16 protein-coding genes and 4 pseudogenes are annotated in these 14083 nt (G+C 71.0%); 11 read left to right on the top strand and 9 right to left on the bottom strand.

Going from position 1 to position 14083, the window contains the following annotated elements; genetic code table 11:
* Positions 1–112 precede the first annotated feature (112 nt).
* Together ACFYP4_RS17045 and ACFYP4_RS17040 are read left to right on the top strand one after the other, a co-directional pair.
* Entirely contained in the window at positions 113–316 is a 204-nt protein-coding gene (locus ACFYP4_RS17045) for an MbtH family NRPS accessory protein (protein WP_358851211.1), read from the top strand.
* A 258-nt stretch (positions 317–574) separates the two neighbouring features.
* Positions 575–1087 carry a GNAT family N-acetyltransferase gene (locus tag ACFYP4_RS17040; protein ID WP_388786027.1) on the top strand — a complete coding sequence of 171 codons (513 nt, stop codon included), beginning with the start codon at positions 575–577 and terminating at the stop codon, positions 1085–1087.
* A gap of 15 nt (positions 1088–1102) precedes the next feature.
* Here the strand turns inward: ACFYP4_RS17040 and ACFYP4_RS17035 are convergent, their stop codons facing one another.
* Positions 1103–1816: an SDR family NAD(P)-dependent oxidoreductase gene (locus ACFYP4_RS17035; RefSeq protein WP_388786025.1), complete on the bottom strand. Its 714-nt coding sequence runs from the start codon at positions 1814–1816 to the stop codon at positions 1103–1105.
* Positions 1817–1976: 160 nt separating this feature from the next.
* On the opposite strand from ACFYP4_RS17035, the gene ACFYP4_RS17030 reads away from it, so the two are divergent.
* The 4 genes from ACFYP4_RS17030 to ACFYP4_RS17015 all read left to right on the top strand — a co-directional run bounded on the left by ACFYP4_RS17030 (position 1977) and on the right by ACFYP4_RS17015 (position 5160).
* Positions 1977–2324, top strand: coding sequence for a muconolactone Delta-isomerase family protein (locus ACFYP4_RS17030; protein ID WP_388786023.1), 348 nt, complete (start codon positions 1977–1979; stop codon positions 2322–2324).
* A 136-nt stretch (positions 2325–2460) separates the two neighbouring features.
* Positions 2461–3084 (top strand): GPP34 family phosphoprotein, encoded by a 624-nt coding sequence (locus ACFYP4_RS17025; protein ID WP_358851217.1) that lies wholly within the window; start codon positions 2461–2463, stop codon positions 3082–3084.
* Positions 3085–3189: 105 nt separating this feature from the next.
* The gene (locus ACFYP4_RS17020; protein WP_388786021.1) at positions 3190–3810 is read left to right on the top strand and encodes a TetR family transcriptional regulator; all 621 of its coding nucleotides are present in this window, start codon (positions 3190–3192) and stop codon (positions 3808–3810) included.
* A 324-nt stretch (positions 3811–4134) separates the two neighbouring features.
* Entirely contained in the window at positions 4135–5160 is a 1026-nt protein-coding gene (locus ACFYP4_RS17015) for an alcohol dehydrogenase (protein WP_388786019.1), read from the top strand.
* 95 nt (positions 5161–5255) lie between these two features.
* On the opposite strand, the gene ACFYP4_RS17010 is transcribed toward ACFYP4_RS17015, so the two are convergent.
* Both ACFYP4_RS17010 and ACFYP4_RS17005 read right to left on the bottom strand, forming a co-directional pair.
* Positions 5256–5717 (bottom strand): hypothetical protein, encoded by a 462-nt coding sequence (locus tag ACFYP4_RS17010; RefSeq protein WP_358851220.1) that lies wholly within the window; start codon positions 5715–5717, stop codon positions 5256–5258.
* Between the two features lie 354 nt (positions 5718–6071).
* On the bottom strand, positions 6072–6476 hold the full coding sequence (locus ACFYP4_RS17005) for a DUF5997 family protein (protein WP_358851221.1): 405 nt from the start codon (positions 6474–6476) through the stop codon (positions 6072–6074).
* A gap of 58 nt (positions 6477–6534) precedes the next feature.
* Between ACFYP4_RS17005 and ACFYP4_RS17000 the strand changes: the two genes are divergently transcribed.
* Positions 6535–7311, top strand: coding sequence for a LysR substrate-binding domain-containing protein (locus ACFYP4_RS17000; RefSeq protein WP_358851222.1), 777 nt, complete (start codon positions 6535–6537; stop codon positions 7309–7311).
* Positions 7312–7513: 202 nt separating this feature from the next.
* Here ACFYP4_RS17000 and ACFYP4_RS16995 read toward each other — a convergent pair whose 3' ends face one another.
* A complete protein-coding gene (locus ACFYP4_RS16995) occupies positions 7514–7843 on the bottom strand; it encodes a carboxyl transferase domain-containing protein (protein WP_388786016.1) in 330 nt (109 codons plus the stop codon).
* A 25-nt stretch (positions 7844–7868) separates the two neighbouring features.
* On the opposite strand from ACFYP4_RS16995, the pseudogene ACFYP4_RS16990 reads away from it, so the two are divergent.
* Positions 7869–8084: pseudogene (locus tag ACFYP4_RS16990) on the top strand (DNA primase); the annotation flags it as partial.
* A 766-nt stretch (positions 8085–8850) separates the two neighbouring features.
* Positions 8851–9168: pseudogene (locus tag ACFYP4_RS16985) on the top strand (IS630 family transposase); the annotation flags it as partial.
* A gap of 168 nt (positions 9169–9336) precedes the next feature.
* Here the strand turns inward: ACFYP4_RS16985 and ACFYP4_RS16980 are convergent.
* Positions 9337–10026, bottom strand: coding sequence for a hypothetical protein (locus ACFYP4_RS16980; protein ID WP_388786014.1), 690 nt, complete (start codon positions 10024–10026; stop codon positions 9337–9339).
* 895 nt (positions 10027–10921) lie between these two features.
* On the opposite strand from ACFYP4_RS16980, the gene ACFYP4_RS16975 reads away from it, so the two are divergent.
* Positions 10922–11305 carry an SH3 domain-containing protein gene (locus ACFYP4_RS16975; protein WP_358851225.1) on the top strand — a complete coding sequence of 128 codons (384 nt, stop codon included), beginning with the start codon at positions 10922–10924 and terminating at the stop codon, positions 11303–11305.
* 345 nt (positions 11306–11650) lie between these two features.
* Here ACFYP4_RS16975 and ACFYP4_RS16970 read toward each other — a convergent pair.
* From ACFYP4_RS16970 to ACFYP4_RS16955, 4 genes and pseudogenes are all read right to left on the bottom strand, one after another.
* A pseudogene (locus tag ACFYP4_RS16970) lies at positions 11651–12459 on the bottom strand (NAD(P)H-dependent glycerol-3-phosphate dehydrogenase).
* A 1-nt stretch (position 12460) separates the two neighbouring features.
* A pseudogene (locus tag ACFYP4_RS16965) lies at positions 12461–12577 on the bottom strand (glycerol-3-phosphate acyltransferase); the annotation flags it as partial.
* A 123-nt stretch (positions 12578–12700) separates the two neighbouring features.
* Complete coding sequence (locus ACFYP4_RS16960) at positions 12701–12847, bottom strand: hypothetical protein (RefSeq protein ID WP_388786251.1); 147 nt, start codon at positions 12845–12847, stop codon at positions 12701–12703.
* Positions 12778–13317: an IS5 family transposase gene (locus ACFYP4_RS16955; protein WP_388786243.1), complete on the bottom strand. Its 540-nt coding sequence runs from the start codon at positions 13315–13317 to the stop codon at positions 12778–12780. The genes ACFYP4_RS16960 and ACFYP4_RS16955 overlap by 70 nt, the downstream gene beginning before the upstream one ends.
* Positions 13318–13443: 126 nt before the next feature.
* Here ACFYP4_RS16955 and ACFYP4_RS16950 point away from each other — a divergent pair, with 126 nt between their 5' ends.
* Positions 13444–13884: a sensor histidine kinase gene (locus tag ACFYP4_RS16950; RefSeq protein ID WP_388786012.1), complete on the top strand. Its 441-nt coding sequence runs from the start codon at positions 13444–13446 to the stop codon at positions 13882–13884.
* The last annotated feature ends 199 nt before the right edge of the window (positions 13885–14083 follow it).

Below are 14083 nucleotides of genomic sequence, written 5' to 3'. Positions count from 1 at the left end.
CGCCGGGCACCACCGCCCCGCGCGCCCACCACAGCAGCCCGGTCCGCCGGGAACAGGACCGGCCGGTCCCCGGCCGGCCGCCAACACCGTACCTACGACGAAAGAGCGTGACATGGACGAGAACACCCGCTACCAGGTGCTGCGCAACGACGAGGACCAGTACTCGCTGTGGCCGGTCGACGTCGACGTACCCGCCGGCTGGCACCCCGTCGGCAAGGAGGGCAGCGAGGCCGAGTGCTCCGCCTACGTCGACGAGGTCTGGACCGACATGCGTCCCCGCAGCCTGCGCGAGCGCATGGAGAAGGCGGGTTCCTAGCCCGCCCGTCCCGCCCGGCCCGGGCCCGGAACCCGGCCCGGGCCCGGAACCCGGCCCGGGCCAGGAACCCGGCCCGGGCCAGGAACCCGGCTCAGGCTCGGGCCCCGGCCGGTGAGCACCCGTTGCCCGGACTCGCGGCGCCGGGGCGGCGAGACCGCCGCCCCGGCGCCCGTCGCACGGCCCTCCCCCCACCACGTCTTCGCGCCGCGCCCCTCCGCGACGCCCGTCCCGCCCCGCGTCACCCAGAGGAGTACGCCGATGACGCCCGCACTGCGCACCGAGCGACTGGAGTTCACCCCCTACCGGCCCCAGGACGAGGACCACTTCGTCGCGCTTCTGCGCGACGAGGAGGTCTGCCGCTGGATGGGCCAGGAGCTGGTCCCGGAGGCCGACCTCCGGACCCTGTTCCGCACGATCCTGACCGACGTGTACCCCAAGCGGCTGTTCGACGTCTGGGGCCTGTGGTTCGAGGGCGCGTACGCCGGCCACGCGGAGGTGAAGAAGACGGGCAACGTGGACGGGTACGAGCTGATCACCGCCCTCGCTCCGCAGTACTGGGGCCAGGGGCTGGGCACCGAAGTGGTCCGCGGCCTGCTGCGCCACGCCGCCGGCAACCTGGGCCTCAAGGAGGCCTACGGCATGGTGGGCGCCGGGAACACCGCCAGTCTGGCGATGGCCCGCCGTCTCGGCTTCCGTCACGTGCGCGACGTGGTCGGCGACGACGGTTCGGTGACGAAGATGCTGGTGATCTCCACGACCGACCCGTCCTGAGCCCGTCCCGGCGGCTCAGTGGCCGGCGCTCTGACCGCCGTCGACGGCCAGGACCTCGCCGGTGACGAACGGGGCTTTCTCCAGGTACAGCACCGCGTCGACGATGTCGCTCACCTCGCCCATGCGGCCGACGGGGTGGAGCGCGGCGAGGGCCGCGTGGTTCTCCTCGGGGTGCATCGGGGTCTTGATCGTGCCGAGTGCGACGGCGTTGCTGCGGACGCCCCGGCCGGCGTACTCGATGGCCAGGGCCCTGGTGGCCGCCTGGAGCCCGCCCTTGGTCAGCGAGGCGAGCACGGACGGCACGGCGGAGTTGGGGTGTTCCACCAGACTGGTCGTGATCTGTACGACGTGACCGCCGCCGTGCTCCAGCATGTTCGCGACGGCGAGCTGAGTGATCCGGAAGAAGCCGGACAGGTTCACGCCGAGGACCGCGTCGTAGTCCTCCTGCGTGTATTCCGTGAACGGCTTTGCGACGAAGATCCCGGCGTTGTTGACCAGGGTGTCGATCCGGCCGAACCGCTCGAGGCCCGCGGCGATGACGCGTTCGGCCGTGGCGGGGTCGGCGATGTCGCCCTGGACGGTGAGGACGTCGGCGTCCGGTGACTCGGCGATGCTCCGCGACGTGGCCACGACGGCGTAGCCGAGCTTGCGGAAGCCGGCGACCAGGCCCGCGCCGATGCCCTGCGAGGCACCGGTGACCACGGCGACCTTCTGACCCTGAGAGCTCATGACGGTTTCTCCTGACGGAATGCGGCGCGACTGACGGGACACGGCCGGTCCGGCGACGGCCCGACCGGTCATGCACGGAATATAAGCGACCGGTCTACTATTATCAAGGACAGTCACCGCGGGCGCATCCCGCGGACGCGTCACCGAACGGAGAGGCGCCATGCGTGAGTTCCTGGTCGAACTCGTCACCACCGTCCCCGAGGGCACCGACCCCGCCGAGGTCCGCCGGCGCCGGTCCGCCGAGGCGGACCGGGCCCGGGAACTGGCGGACGCGGGCCGGCTGGTGCGCCTGTGGCGGCCCGTCGGCGAGCTGCGCAGCATCGGCGTATGGAGGGCCGCGGACGAGGCGGAACTCCATAGGGAGGTGCTCGGCACGCTCCCTCTGCGCCCCTGGATGAGCGCGACCGTCACCCCGCTCGTCTCCCACCCGAACGACCCGAACGACCCGAACGACCCGAAGGATCCGAAGGATCCGAACGACCCGGGCGCGGCCGGGCCCGCCGCGTGACCACCCGTTCCGCGGACGGCCCGCCGCGGGAGGGCGCCCGCCGGGGGCGTCCGGCCCGCTGCGGGTCCTGCCGTACGGCGGGCGCCGCACCACCGCCGCGTCGTACCCTGGTTCCCACCTCCGAGAGGATGCCGACATGACCACAGCGCGGGACCTGCTGATCGTCGCGATCGACCTGGAGCCGGACCGCTCCGTGGATTCCGGCGCCCTTTCGCTCACGCTCGCCGGCGCGGAGGTTCTCGATCTCCTCGACGGGGGAGTGCTCCGGCTGGACGGGGTCCGCATCGTGCCGGCTGATCACTCGCGGCAGGACGATCCGCTGCTGCGGGAGGCCGCCGCCTCACTCGTCCGGCAGGAGCCGTACGAGCCGGTGGAGGACTGGCTGTGGCGCAGGGGCCGCGACCTGTCCTCGGCGTATCAGGCCGCTTTCGAGGCGGAGGGTCAGCTCGCGCGGCCGCACCGGCGTCTCGCATCCTTCCGGGCGGCGGCCCCCGCGGCTCTCGTCGACTCACCGGCCCGGAGCCGGGCGGAGGCCCGCTGGGCGGACCGTGAGCCGGTCCTCGTCGCTCTCGCGGCGGCCGCCGGCCTGTACGACGAACCGTCCGACGAATCGGGTGAGAACGACCCGGGCATCCCGGACGACACGGTGGCGACGGTCCTGGCCGCGGTCCACGACGCCGTGATGGAACTGGAGGCCGTACGGCAGCGCCGGGCCGTCGAGGAAGCGGCCTTCGACAACGTCTGGCGCGGCAGCGTGTGACGCGGACCCGGGCCCGCGCCGAACTCGGGCGCCGGGCCGGGCTCGTCCCCCCTGAGCACTCGACCGGTCGACCCCCTTGTAGTCGGTCGGTCGTATACTGGGCGCATGGGACGCACCAGCAATGCCAGGGAGAAGATCCTCACCGCCGCCCGGTCGCTCATCGAGCAGCGGGGCTACTCGGCCCTGGGCACCGCCGAGATCTGCAAGGCCGCGGGTGTGCCCAAGGGCAGTTTCTACTACTTCTTCGAGTCGAAGGAGGCCCTCGCGCTCGCCGTGCTCGACGAGCAGTGGGCCGCCCAGCGCGGCGACTGGACCCGCGCCCTGCGCGGCGACGCCGATCCCCTCCAGCGGCTGCGGCGGCTCTTCGAGGAGACGGAGGCCGCACAACGCGCGGGACAGCAGAGCTGCGGCACGGTCTCGGGGTGCATGTTCGGGAACCTGACCCTGGAGATGAGCAACCAGACCGAAGCCATCCGCGCGCGCCTGCAGGAGATCTTCGACGCGCAGGTCGCCATGGTGGAAGAGGTCGTCGCCGACGCGCACGAGCGGGGTGAGGTGACCGTGGGCGACCCCCACGAGGCCGCCCGGTCCGTCGTCGCCCAGCTCGAGGGCCAGGTGCTCTTCGCCAAGCTCTACAACGACACGCAGCGGCTCAGCGTCCTGTGGCGGAACTGCCTCGCCATCCTCGGCGCCCGCGAGCCGGAGACGGCCGCGTCCGCCGGTTGACGTCCGTCGCGACCGCCGTGCGCGGAGCGAACCGCGCGGTACGTGTGGTGTCGTCCACCGGGTTGGTGCCCCGGCCGTCGACGTGCGACGTGACGTAGGGCTCGCCGTCCGCGAACTTGACCGGGTCGGTGAAGCCGGAGGGCGACCACGATGCCGCCGAAGCGGTGGACGGAAACGCGGTCTGCCTCGGGTCGCGAAACGCGGTCTGCCCTCAGGGCGCCAAAGGTCTGCTTCGGCAACCCGGCTCCCGCGTCGGCGCGCGCGGCGGGCGGGGAGCTGGTCTGCTGGTCGTGGGGGTCGTCGTATCTGCTCCGGAGAGACAGCATGAGTACCTACCGAGTAGCGCAGGTGGCTGCCGCGAACGGCCCGTTCGAGATCGTCGAGCGCGATCTTCCGCGACCGGGCCCCGGCCACGTGCGGGTCGCCGTGGAGGCCTGCGGGATCTGCCACAGTGACGCCTTCTTCGTGTCGGCCGGTATGCCCGGCGTCCGCTTCCCGCTGGTTCCCGGGCACGAGATCGCCGGGCGCGTCGACGAGCTCGGCGAGGGCGCGCGGGACAGCGGCTGGCAGGTCGGCGACCGGGTCACCGTCGGCTGGTTCGGCGGCAGTTGCGGCCACTGCGAGCCCTGCCGCCAGGGCGACTTCGTCGTGTGCGAGAACCTCAAGGTCCCCGGGTGGGCGTACGACGGCGGCTTCGCGGAGGCGATGGTCGCGCCGGTCGACGCCCTGGCCCGTATCCCCGACGCGCTGACGGCGAGCGACGCGGGACCCATGGCCTGTGCCGGTGTCACCACGTACAACGGGCTGCGGCGCAGCTCGGCGCGGCCGGGGGACCTGGTCGCCGTGCTCGGCATCGGCGGTCTCGGGCACCTCGGGGTGCAGTACGCGGTCGCCATGGGCTTCGAGACCGTGGCCATCGCCAGGGGGCCCGACAAGGCGGACTTCGCCCTGCGGCTCGGCGCCCACCACTACATCGACAGCACGGCCGGGACCCCCGTCGCGGACGCACTGCAGTCACTCGGCGGCGCCAAGGTCGTCCTGGCCACCGCCGGCAGTTCCGACGCCATCGCGGCGACCGTGGACGGACTGTCGCACCGCGGCGAGCTGGTGGTCATCGGGGCCACCCCCCAGCCGCTCGGGATCAGCCCGATCCAGCTGCTCATGAGCGGCCGTGTCGTCCGCGGCCATCCGTCCGGCACCGCGCAGGACGTGCAGGACACCATGGATTTCAGCGCGCTGCACGGGATCCGCCCGACCATCGAGTCGGTGCCCCTGGACGGGGCCGGCGAGGCGTATCGCAAGATGCTCGCGGGCGGGGCCCGTTACCGGATGGTGCTCACGCCCGGCTGACGGGGAAGCGCAGGGAAACAGGGGCCGGGCCCTCGTCAGCGTTCGGAGAGGTGGCGTGGGCTCCCCTTCGGATGATTCGGCTGAGCGGACAGCGCTCAGTTCCAGAGGGGCTGGATCACCGTTCGCCCGAAGCCGTCCGGCCTGCTGCCGGTGTAGACCAGGCTCATCCGCGTGTAGTGGGACAGCTGGGGCTGCTTCTTCCACGTCTGGGCGCGGTCCAGGCGCACGGTGACGGGGTACGCGTGGAACTTTCCCGCGGCGCAGTACGGCTTGCAGTCGTTGACCACGTTGAACCCCGTGGCGACGGCGCGGTTGCCGTCCCACCGCGACCAGTGCAGCGAGGAGAGGCGGCTGTTCCCGTCCCCGCAGGCCAGGATGAAGCGGGCGGGACGCACCTGTGCGTGCGAGAAGCAGTCGACGATCACCGGCGTGCGCACCTGCCGGTCGACGGTGTGCGTGGACGTGGGCGACGCCGCGGGGGAGGCGGCGGCCGTGGCGGTCGCCAGCGACGCGGCGGCGCAGAACACGATGGCCGCCCTGACTGTTCGTGTGGGCATGTCCGCTCCCGGCCTGCTCTGCGGGACCTGCGGCCCCGCGCCTGTCCCCCGGCCGGGCAGGCCGGGGTGGCGGGCGGCCGTCGACCGCGTGACTCGTCGCCGGCCGTCGTCCTTGGTCCCGACGCTACGGGTCCGCCGGGGGATGCACCACTCGCACGGAGCAACCCGTTCCGCATGGCGGCGGATCCACCACGGGCTACGGCTGGGGGACGACGGGATCCACGGCTGGGGGACGGGATCCACGGCTATCGGGTGGCCGAGACGGCCGGGTCACCGGCCACCCCGCACGCCCTCGCGGTCAGGCGCCGGCCGACCGGGGCGACGAGGGCCGCCCGGCCGGCCGGGGGAGAGGGATCAGGAGCGGGAGCCGCCGGAGTCGTCCGCACGCTCCGCCTTCTTCTCCTTCAGGCGCACGGACTCCTTGCGGACCTCGGCCTGTGTGGCGCGCTCCCGCCGCAGCCAGGAGGGGCTCTCCTTCTTCAGCGCCTCGATCTGCTCCGTGGTGAGGGCCTCGGTGACGCCGCCGCGGGCGAGCCCCGCGATCGAGACGCCGAGCTTCGCCGCGACCACCGGCCGGGGATGCGGGCCGTTGCGCCGCAGCTCCACCAGCCACTCCGGCGGATCGGTCTGCAGCGCGCTCAGCTCGGTGCGTGAGACGACACCCTCCTGGAACTCGGCGGGCGTGGCCTGGAGGTACACACCCAGCTTCTTCGCCGCGGTGGCGGGCTTCATGGTCTGGGTGGTCTGCTGCGACGTCATGGTGTCAAGGGTATCGAGCATGTGCGCCCCCTCTGACCACGCCCGGTAGCCTGGCCAGGTGACAGGCTCGGAAGCATCCCCCTCGTTCCGGCTCGCGTATGTCCCGGGAGTGACACCCACCAAGTGGGTGCGGATCTGGAACGAGCGCCTGCCCGACGTCCCCCTCACCCTGGTCGCCGTGCCCGCCGTCGAGGCGAGTGCCCTGTTGCGCGGAGGCGGCGCTGACGCCGGTTTCGTCCGGCTCCCGGTCGACGGCACGGATCTCAGCGCGATCCCCCTCTACGCGGAGACGCCGGTCGTCGTGGTCCCCAAGGACCACATCGTGGCGGCGGTCGACGAGGTGTCCGCCGAGGATCTGGCCGACGAGATCGTGCTGCATCCCCTCGACGACGTCCTCGGCTGGGAGCGCCTGCCCGGGCGGCCCGCGATCGAGCGCCCCGCCACGACCGAGGACGCCGTGGAGCTGGTGGCGGCGGGCGTGGGAGTCCTCGTCGTCCCGCAGTCGCTCGCCCGGCTCCACCATCGCAAGGACCTCACGTACCGCCCGGTCTCGGACGCACCCGAGTCGCGGGTCGCGCTGTCGTGGCCGGAGGAGAAGACCACCGAGCTGGTCGAGGACTTCATCGGGATCGTCCGCGGGCGCACCGTCAACAGCTCACGCGGCCGGACCGCGGCCCCGGCGGCCACGCCGGCCCAGCCGACGCGGAAGCAGCCCCGGAAGGGCGACGCCCGGCAGAAGCCCGCGGGCGGCAAGCAGACCGGCAAGGGTCCGCGGGGCGGAGCCGGCGGCGCGTCCAAGGGCGCCAAGCGCGGCAAGCCACGCCGCCGCTCGTAACCCCGGCGGACCATCGCCGTCCACACCGGACGCCGACCGCGTCCGGCCGCGTCCGGCCGCCCCGGCATGGACTCGCGGGCCGCACGCGGCGCGGGGCGGTGCAGTCGCAGACGGACCCGGCCCGTGGTCCCCGGACGGTGTCCGTCTGCGACTGGCCCGGCGCCCCCCGGTGCATGCGGTCGGCCGCCCCCCGCCGCCCGGCTCACCACGTGTCGACGAACCCCCGGCCCTCCCGTGGGCCGGTGTCCTCGTGGGCGTCGAGTGCCGTCAGGATCCACTCCCGCGACTCGGCGGGGTCGATCACCGCGTCGATCTCCAGCGCGGCTGCCGCGTTGACGGCCTTGCCGTGTTCGTGGAGTTCGGCGACGCGGGCCTCGAAGGCACTGGCGCGTTCCCCGGGGTCCGGGATCGCCTCCAGTTCCCTGCGGTAGCCGAGCCGGACCGCGCCCTCCAGTCCCATACCGCCGAACTCCCCGCTCGGCCAGGCGGCGGTGGCCAGGGGAGCGCGGGTGGAGCCGCCCATCATGGCCATCGCCCCGAGCCCGTACGCCTTCCGGCTGCTCGGCAACCACCGCCCCGAAGTCGGCACCGGCGGCTTCGCCTTCTGGCGCCGCATGCGCCTCATCCCCTTCGAACGTGTCGTCCCGGACCACCGCAAAATCGACAACCTGGCCGACAGCCTCGTCACCGAGGAAGGCCTCGGCATCCTCACCAGGGTCGTCGACGGCGCACACCGCCACCTCGCAGGCGACGAGGACCTCACCGGCCCCGACGCGTTCGCATCACCACCGCAGAGTGGACATAGGGCTGCCGTGGGCATTCGCGACCACGAGCGTTCGCGGTCGTCCCGGACCAGAGCCCCGAGTAGGGCGAAATACGCCGTGGCCGGCCCGGGACGGCTTACGGCTTCGACTAGAGGCAGGCCGTCCCGGGTGCGCCTGCTCCGTCACAAACCGGCGCACTGTATAGCATCCCGCAGCGTCCGACCACGCGGCACCGGGTGATCACACAGCAAGAGGCAATCCCCCTTCGGCGCGCAAAGCACGGGGGTGCGCCTCTCCCAATTCCACCCCGAAGGGCGAGAACGGAGACCATCACGCCCGCCCCCACCCTCTTACGGCAGCCGCCCCGCCCACCCGTCACCCCGCCCGGCCGCCACGCGCCATCCCGCCGCAGCAGGAAACGCTGCGCACCGCAAGCGCCCGATGCGAACCAGGATCTTCTAAGATCGCCGGCCAGGCCTGCGGAGCACGACAGGAACAGTGAGTACGGAGCAGTCCAGCTTCCCCGGAACATCTCGATACCTACTCGGTCCGTGTCCTCGTACCGCGTTCAGTCCGTGGATGTCCATCGCTCCGGCGAAGAGGCATACGCAGGCCGTAGGCGAGCTGGCAGTTGCCGTCAGTTGTCTGGGAAATCGGTGCTCGCCATGAAGGCGGCTCCCGAAATCGTCTGTGTAATCTGTGCCCGGCGGAGGACGTGGGATATGGGAGATCCGATGCGGAGGGCCGTGGTCGTGTCCAAACCCGTGCTCGCTGTAACCTCTCCGCCCACCTGAACTGGAAAATCCGCAGGTGGGCGGCCCGGAACAAGGTCGAACTGTGCTTCACCCCGACCTACGCGTCCTGGGCCAACCCCATCGAAGCCCACTTCGGACCACTACGGCAGTTCACCCTGGCCAGCTCGCACTACCCAAACCACACCGTCCAGACCCGAGCCCTGCACGCATACCTGCGCTGGCGCAATAAGAACGCCCGCCACCCCGACGTCCTGGCAGCACAACGACGCGAACGCGCCCGCATCCGCAGCGAGAAAGGCATCCGCTGGGGCGGACGACCCCTACCCATCGCGGCCTGACCACTCAACCCGGTGAACCTTTCCGGTCACAGCACTAGACCACGACCGTGACCGCAACCACCCGGGTTCACCCGAGCGGCCACGGCAAAGGGCACAGTCCAGACGGCAAGCCGCTCGGCTACGAACGACGGCTTGCGCAGCTTCGCCGTGGCCGCCCCGAGTAGACGATCAGACGGCGTGCAGGATCGAGGGGAAGACCGCCGTGGTGTCGACGTAGTACTTGCGGATCAACGGGCCGAAGCTGTTGGGGTCGTTGCCGAGGAGCATGAGCTTGGTCTGGGCGATGGCAGCCGCCTCGGTGAGCGCCGACACCTTCGTGACGGTGTCACCGACCGTTTGCCGGGTCACCCACGCCTTTCGGGCCGCATCCGTCGCGCTGACGTCCGGGTCGAACGCCAGGAAGTACGGGCGACGCCCTGCACAGCCGTCGTTGCCGGTGGCCAGGAACACGATCACATGGAACCCAGCGCTGTTGTCCAGCCTGAACAGGCTCAACTCGCCACCCACGTGGTCGGTCGGACCCTTGACGGTCACGGCACGGTTGTTGTGCAACATGTTGCTGATCCCAGCCCACGTGGCCGTGATGTCCTGTGCCGCGGACAGGGATGGGGAGTCGTACCGGGCTGCTGGGGCGCTGAGGGCTGTCCCCACGCGCTGGCTGCGAGGATCGCAGTCCGCGTCCAGCATCTTGGGGAACGTCGTGTCTTTCGGCAACTGCAACCAGAACTTCACGCGGTCGAGCACGGTCCCTACGCCCGGTGCGGGGTTGTTGTCGATCGCCGCTGCGATCCGGGCCTTCAAGGCCGCCACCGCCTGGTTGGTCACGTCTCCGGCCTGAACATACGCCTGCGTGATCATGAAAGACCCCCCATCGGATGCTTTGCTCCACTATGGCGCACGGAACACGCCACTGGTGGTGCGACCGGGGAAGGACAACACCGTTGCTGGGTAAACCTATTGGCGCTCACCCGGCCTACGTCGGGGCTGGCCGGGGACATGACGATCTCCAGCGGGTGCGCCATCGGGATGTGATCACGTTTCAGGCCGCATGTCCGGGCCGCCGTACAATCAGGCTGCGGCCCAATGTCGGCACTTCCTGGACCGCGGACGGGCCGGGTCCGCACCCGTGACGGGAGCCGGCCGGCTCAACCGCAGGCGTAGGGCAGTGCTGCTCCGCAGCCCGCAACGTCCCGATATCCCGGCGGCAACAGGCCCGCCTGTCGCAGTTGCGCCCGGGCGGCGCCCGCCAGGCCGGGTCTGCAACCCCTGCTGCCGCCTGCAAGAGGATGCGGCGTTCTCCGAAGGAAGGGTGGGGCGCCGACGGCCACTGGACCGAACAGACCTGGTGAGTCTTCGAGGCCATCGACTACCGGTGGAGCGTAGACCTGGTTCCGTACTGCATATGACCACCGCGCTGGGCCGTGAACTGCTGGACGGGAACCAATAGCGCCGCACGGCCCTGCCACAGCCCTTTAAGCCACGGCTTAAGGGCATGGCCACACCACGCGACACCCCGGAGCATTCATGGCATTCCGGCGTGTCCGGGGAAGCCCGACGCCGGACCACTGGAGGTACACCGCCTTCGACAAAAGGGGAGTATGCGCATGACTGCTCCACCGACGTCGCCCCGGCGGCGCTAACGTCGTGCGCGGCTCCGGTGTCTTTTGAGCGGTGACACCGCTCGGCCGACCCGGGCCTGCTCCTACGTACGTGTTCCGCACCCAGAACCGACGACGCAAGGGGAATCGATTCCATGACCGTCACAGCAGCACGCCGCACCATGTCACCGCGTCGCTCCGCCACCCGCACGGCGGCCGTGGCGGCGCTGTTCGCCACCGCGCTCCTCGGGGGTGGTTTCACGGCCCAGGCTGCCGCACCCGCCCGCACGACGGGCGCGGCCGTGGAGCTCGCGCCGGCCGGTGCGCTCGCCACCCAGTGCTACTACAGGGTCAACGCCAGCGGCGGTCTGCTGATCCGCAGCGGTCCTGGCACCGGCTACTCGGTCGTCGGGTCCTACGCCAACGGCTCCACGATCCTCGCGTCGGCGTCCACCACCAACGGCTTCCGCAATGTGGGTACCAACCGCTGGGTCTCCATGGTGTACACCGTCCGCATCACCAGCTATCCCTGCGAGTAACAGGGACGCGCGCTAAGGACACCGTTCCCCAGCCCTTCAACAGGCTGCCGGCCCGCCGGAAATGCCTCCACCGCCGCGGAGGCGGCCGAGCAGCTGCGTGTGGCGATGGACGAGTGGGAAAAGGACGGGATGGACTGGTTCGCGGCGGGGCTCTGCGGGAAGGACGTGGCCAGCTCGATGAGCACTCCGCGTTCACGAGGCGTGGCAGGCGAAACCCGCTCCGGACCGCGCGTTCCAGGAGGCTGCCCGAAGGGCTTTGGGAATCAGAGGCCCGGTAGCCGCGTCGAAGGACGCGTAGGCATCCCGGGACGTCCGGCAGCGCCGGGCGGGCGGCGTCGAGCCGCTTCAGGTGTTGCAGAGCTCGGGTTTCGGGCTCCGGGACATCAGGGCCGTAGCTGCGTCCTTCACGGTTGCTGTGCCGTCGATGACGGCGGTGACGACCTCGGTGATCGGCATCTCGATGCCGTGTTCCCGGGCCAGGTGCAGGATCGCGCGGCAGGACTTCACGCCCTCCGCGGTCTGGTTCGTCGCCCGCACGGCCTCGTCGACGGTCATGCCCTGGCCGAGATGTTCGCCGAAGGTCCGGTTGCGGGACAGGGGTGAGGAGCAGGTGGTGATGAGGTCGCCTGCTCCGGCGAGGCGGAGACGGTGAGCGGGTCGGCGCCCATCGCGGCGCCGAGCCGGGTGGTCTCCGCGAGGCCGCGGGTGATGAGGAGGGCTTGGGCGTTGTCGCCCAGGCCGAGGCCGGTCGCGATTCCGACGGCGAGGGCGATGACGTTCTTGGTGGCGCCGCCGAGCTCGCAGCCCGTCACGTCCGTCGTCGCGCAGGGGCGGAAGTAGGGGGTGTGGCACCCGCTTTGCGGCGTGGTGGCTGCGGTCTCGTCGGGGCAGGCGATGACCGAGGCGGCGGGCTGCCCGTTGGCGACTTCCCGCGCGAGGTTGGGCCCGGACAGGACGGCGATTGGCTCGAAGGGGATGCCCGTCACCTCGTGGATCACCTCTGACATGCGCAGCCCGGTGTCCGTCTCGATGCCCTTGAACAGGCTGACGACGACCGTGCCGGGCCGGATGTACGGGGCCCAGTCGGCGAGGTTTGGCGCGCAGCGTCTGCGCCGGGACCGACAGCACCAGGTACTGGGTACCGGAGAGGGCAAACGTCGTGTTCGTCGTCGCCTGCACAGCGGGCGGCAGGAGGACGCCGGGGAGGTAGCGGGGGTTCTCGTGCCGGGGGTTGATGGCGTCGACGACGTCGTCCCGGCGGGCAGGGACCATGACGCGGTTGCCGGCTTCGGCAAGACCTTCGCCATGGCCGTTCCCCACGAGCCGGCGGAGAACACCGCAACCCGAGCCACCGCGGCCCACCTCCCGCTTGCTGGAACGCCGTATGCCCGAAATCTACTGGCGGCTGACGCGGCGCTTTTCGAAGTGCCCTCCGGCCTCCGCCGACAGAGCCGTCGTCATGGCCAGCATGTTCAGCAGGACCTCGCCGGAGCTGGACAGCCGGACCTGGACCACGTTGCCGACGTGGCCAGTGGCCGGCACCGGCCGTCGGCCGCGAGGTGGATCTTCGTGGTCAGTCCGCCGCGGGACCGGCCGATGGCGTGATCGTCCGGCTCGCCGGCCGGGGCCCCTTTCTGCGGGCCCCGGCCGCATGCTGGTGAGCGCGCATGATGGTGGAGTCCACGGACACGGCCCAGCTGACGTCTTCGTTCGCGTCCGCCTGGGCCCAGGGCGGTGAACACCCGCTCCCACGTGCCGTCAACGGCCCACATCCGCAGCCGGTTGTAGACGCCCCGCCAGTTGCCGTACTTCTCCGGCAGGTGCACCCACTGGGTACCGGTCTGGAACTTGAAGGCGATCGCGTCGATCACCTCACGATGATCACGCCACCGACCACCCCGCCTCGGCGTCCGGTCCGGGAGCAACGGCTCGATCCGCGCCCACTGCGCATCAGTCAACGGCACACCCGGACCAACGACCGGCTGATCCAAACGAAATGGCCTAGTACCCATATGCGCCCGGCACGCATCAACGATCCGCCCTTCTTCTGTCTTGCCGAGCACCCCGGAGCTCACCGGGAGGTCGGCGCTGTCGTCTCGCACCGTTCGTCTCAGCGTTTGAGGGATACGGCGTCCCCCATGACGATCACACCGCCCCGGGCAGAGTCCTCGGGCATCCACCTGTGTACCCATACCGATTCCGGACTCGTCCTGGACGCCGACCCGGTGAGGATGCGGCAGGTCCTGGGCAACCTGACCTCCAACGCGCTTCGGCACACCCCGGCCGGCGGCACTGTCACACTCACTGCCCGTCGGGTCGGCGACCTGACCGTCCTCACCGTCGAGGACACGGGCAGCGGCATCACCGCCGATGACCTCCCCCAGGTTTTCGAGCGCTTCTGGCGGGCCGAGAAGTCCCGCAGCAGGCGCACCGGCGGTAGTGGCCTGGGCCTGTCCATCGTCCGCCAGTTCGTCGAAGCACACGAGGGAACCGTCACCGTCGACAGTGAGCCCGGCAAGGGTTGCGTGTTCACCATCAGGCTCCCCCGGGCCCGGCACCAGGACCGACGAACCCCATGAGATGTGCTGCGTGAGGCACTCGCCGACGGGTGCGCTCGCGAAGAACCTGCCGACGAGATGCAGAGTGTGCCGACGCGGGCCGCACCCAAATCCCTCTCTGGCCGAAGCCGCGTGCCCAAAACGTGTTCCGTCCGGCCGTCGTAAGGGGTCACGGCCGCGGTTGTAAGCGTCAACCAAGGGCCGGAGAGCGGGCCGTCAC

Source organism: Streptomyces sp. NPDC005551, assembly GCF_042871785.1.
Lineage (GTDB): Bacteria > Actinomycetota > Actinomycetes > Streptomycetales > Streptomycetaceae > Streptomyces.
This window is presented reverse-complemented; position numbering and strand designations above follow the sequence as displayed.

What these genes read in the sequence shown, in the direction of transcription:
- ACFYP4_RS17045 (WP_358851211.1), top strand. Translation starts at nt 113, where the DNA reads ATGGACGAGAACACCCGCTACCAGGTGCTGCGCAACGACGAGGACCAG.
- ACFYP4_RS17040 (WP_388786027.1), top strand. Translation starts at nt 575, where the DNA reads ATGACGCCCGCACTGCGCACCGAGCGACTGGAGTTCACCCCCTACCGG.
- ACFYP4_RS17035 (WP_388786025.1), bottom strand. Translation starts at nt 1,816, where the DNA reads ATGAGCTCTCAGGGTCAGAAGGTCGCCGTGGTCACCGGTGCCTCGCAG.
- ACFYP4_RS17030 (WP_388786023.1), top strand. Translation starts at nt 1,977, where the DNA reads ATGCGTGAGTTCCTGGTCGAACTCGTCACCACCGTCCCCGAGGGCACC.
- ACFYP4_RS17025 (WP_358851217.1), top strand. Translation starts at nt 2,461, where the DNA reads ATGACCACAGCGCGGGACCTGCTGATCGTCGCGATCGACCTGGAGCCG.
- ACFYP4_RS17020 (WP_388786021.1), top strand. Translation starts at nt 3,190, where the DNA reads ATGGGACGCACCAGCAATGCCAGGGAGAAGATCCTCACCGCCGCCCGG.
- ACFYP4_RS17015 (WP_388786019.1), top strand. Translation starts at nt 4,135, where the DNA reads ATGAGTACCTACCGAGTAGCGCAGGTGGCTGCCGCGAACGGCCCGTTC.
- ACFYP4_RS17010 (WP_358851220.1), bottom strand. Translation starts at nt 5,717, where the DNA reads ATGCCCACACGAACAGTCAGGGCGGCCATCGTGTTCTGCGCCGCCGCG.
- ACFYP4_RS17005 (WP_358851221.1), bottom strand. Translation starts at nt 6,476, where the DNA reads ATGACGTCGCAGCAGACCACCCAGACCATGAAGCCCGCCACCGCGGCG.
- ACFYP4_RS16995 (WP_388786016.1), bottom strand. Translation starts at nt 7,843, where the DNA reads ATGGCCATGATGGGCGGCTCCACCCGCGCTCCCCTGGCCACCGCCGCC.
- ACFYP4_RS16980 (WP_388786014.1), bottom strand. Translation starts at nt 10,026, where the DNA reads ATGATCACGCAGGCGTATGTTCAGGCCGGAGACGTGACCAACCAGGCG.
- ACFYP4_RS16975 (WP_358851225.1), top strand. Translation starts at nt 10,922, where the DNA reads ATGACCGTCACAGCAGCACGCCGCACCATGTCACCGCGTCGCTCCGCC.
- ACFYP4_RS16955 (WP_388786243.1), bottom strand. Translation starts at nt 13,317, where the DNA reads ATGGGTACTAGGCCATTTCGTTTGGATCAGCCGGTCGTTGGTCCGGGT.
- ACFYP4_RS16950 (WP_388786012.1), top strand. Translation starts at nt 13,444, where the DNA reads ATGACGATCACACCGCCCCGGGCAGAGTCCTCGGGCATCCACCTGTGT.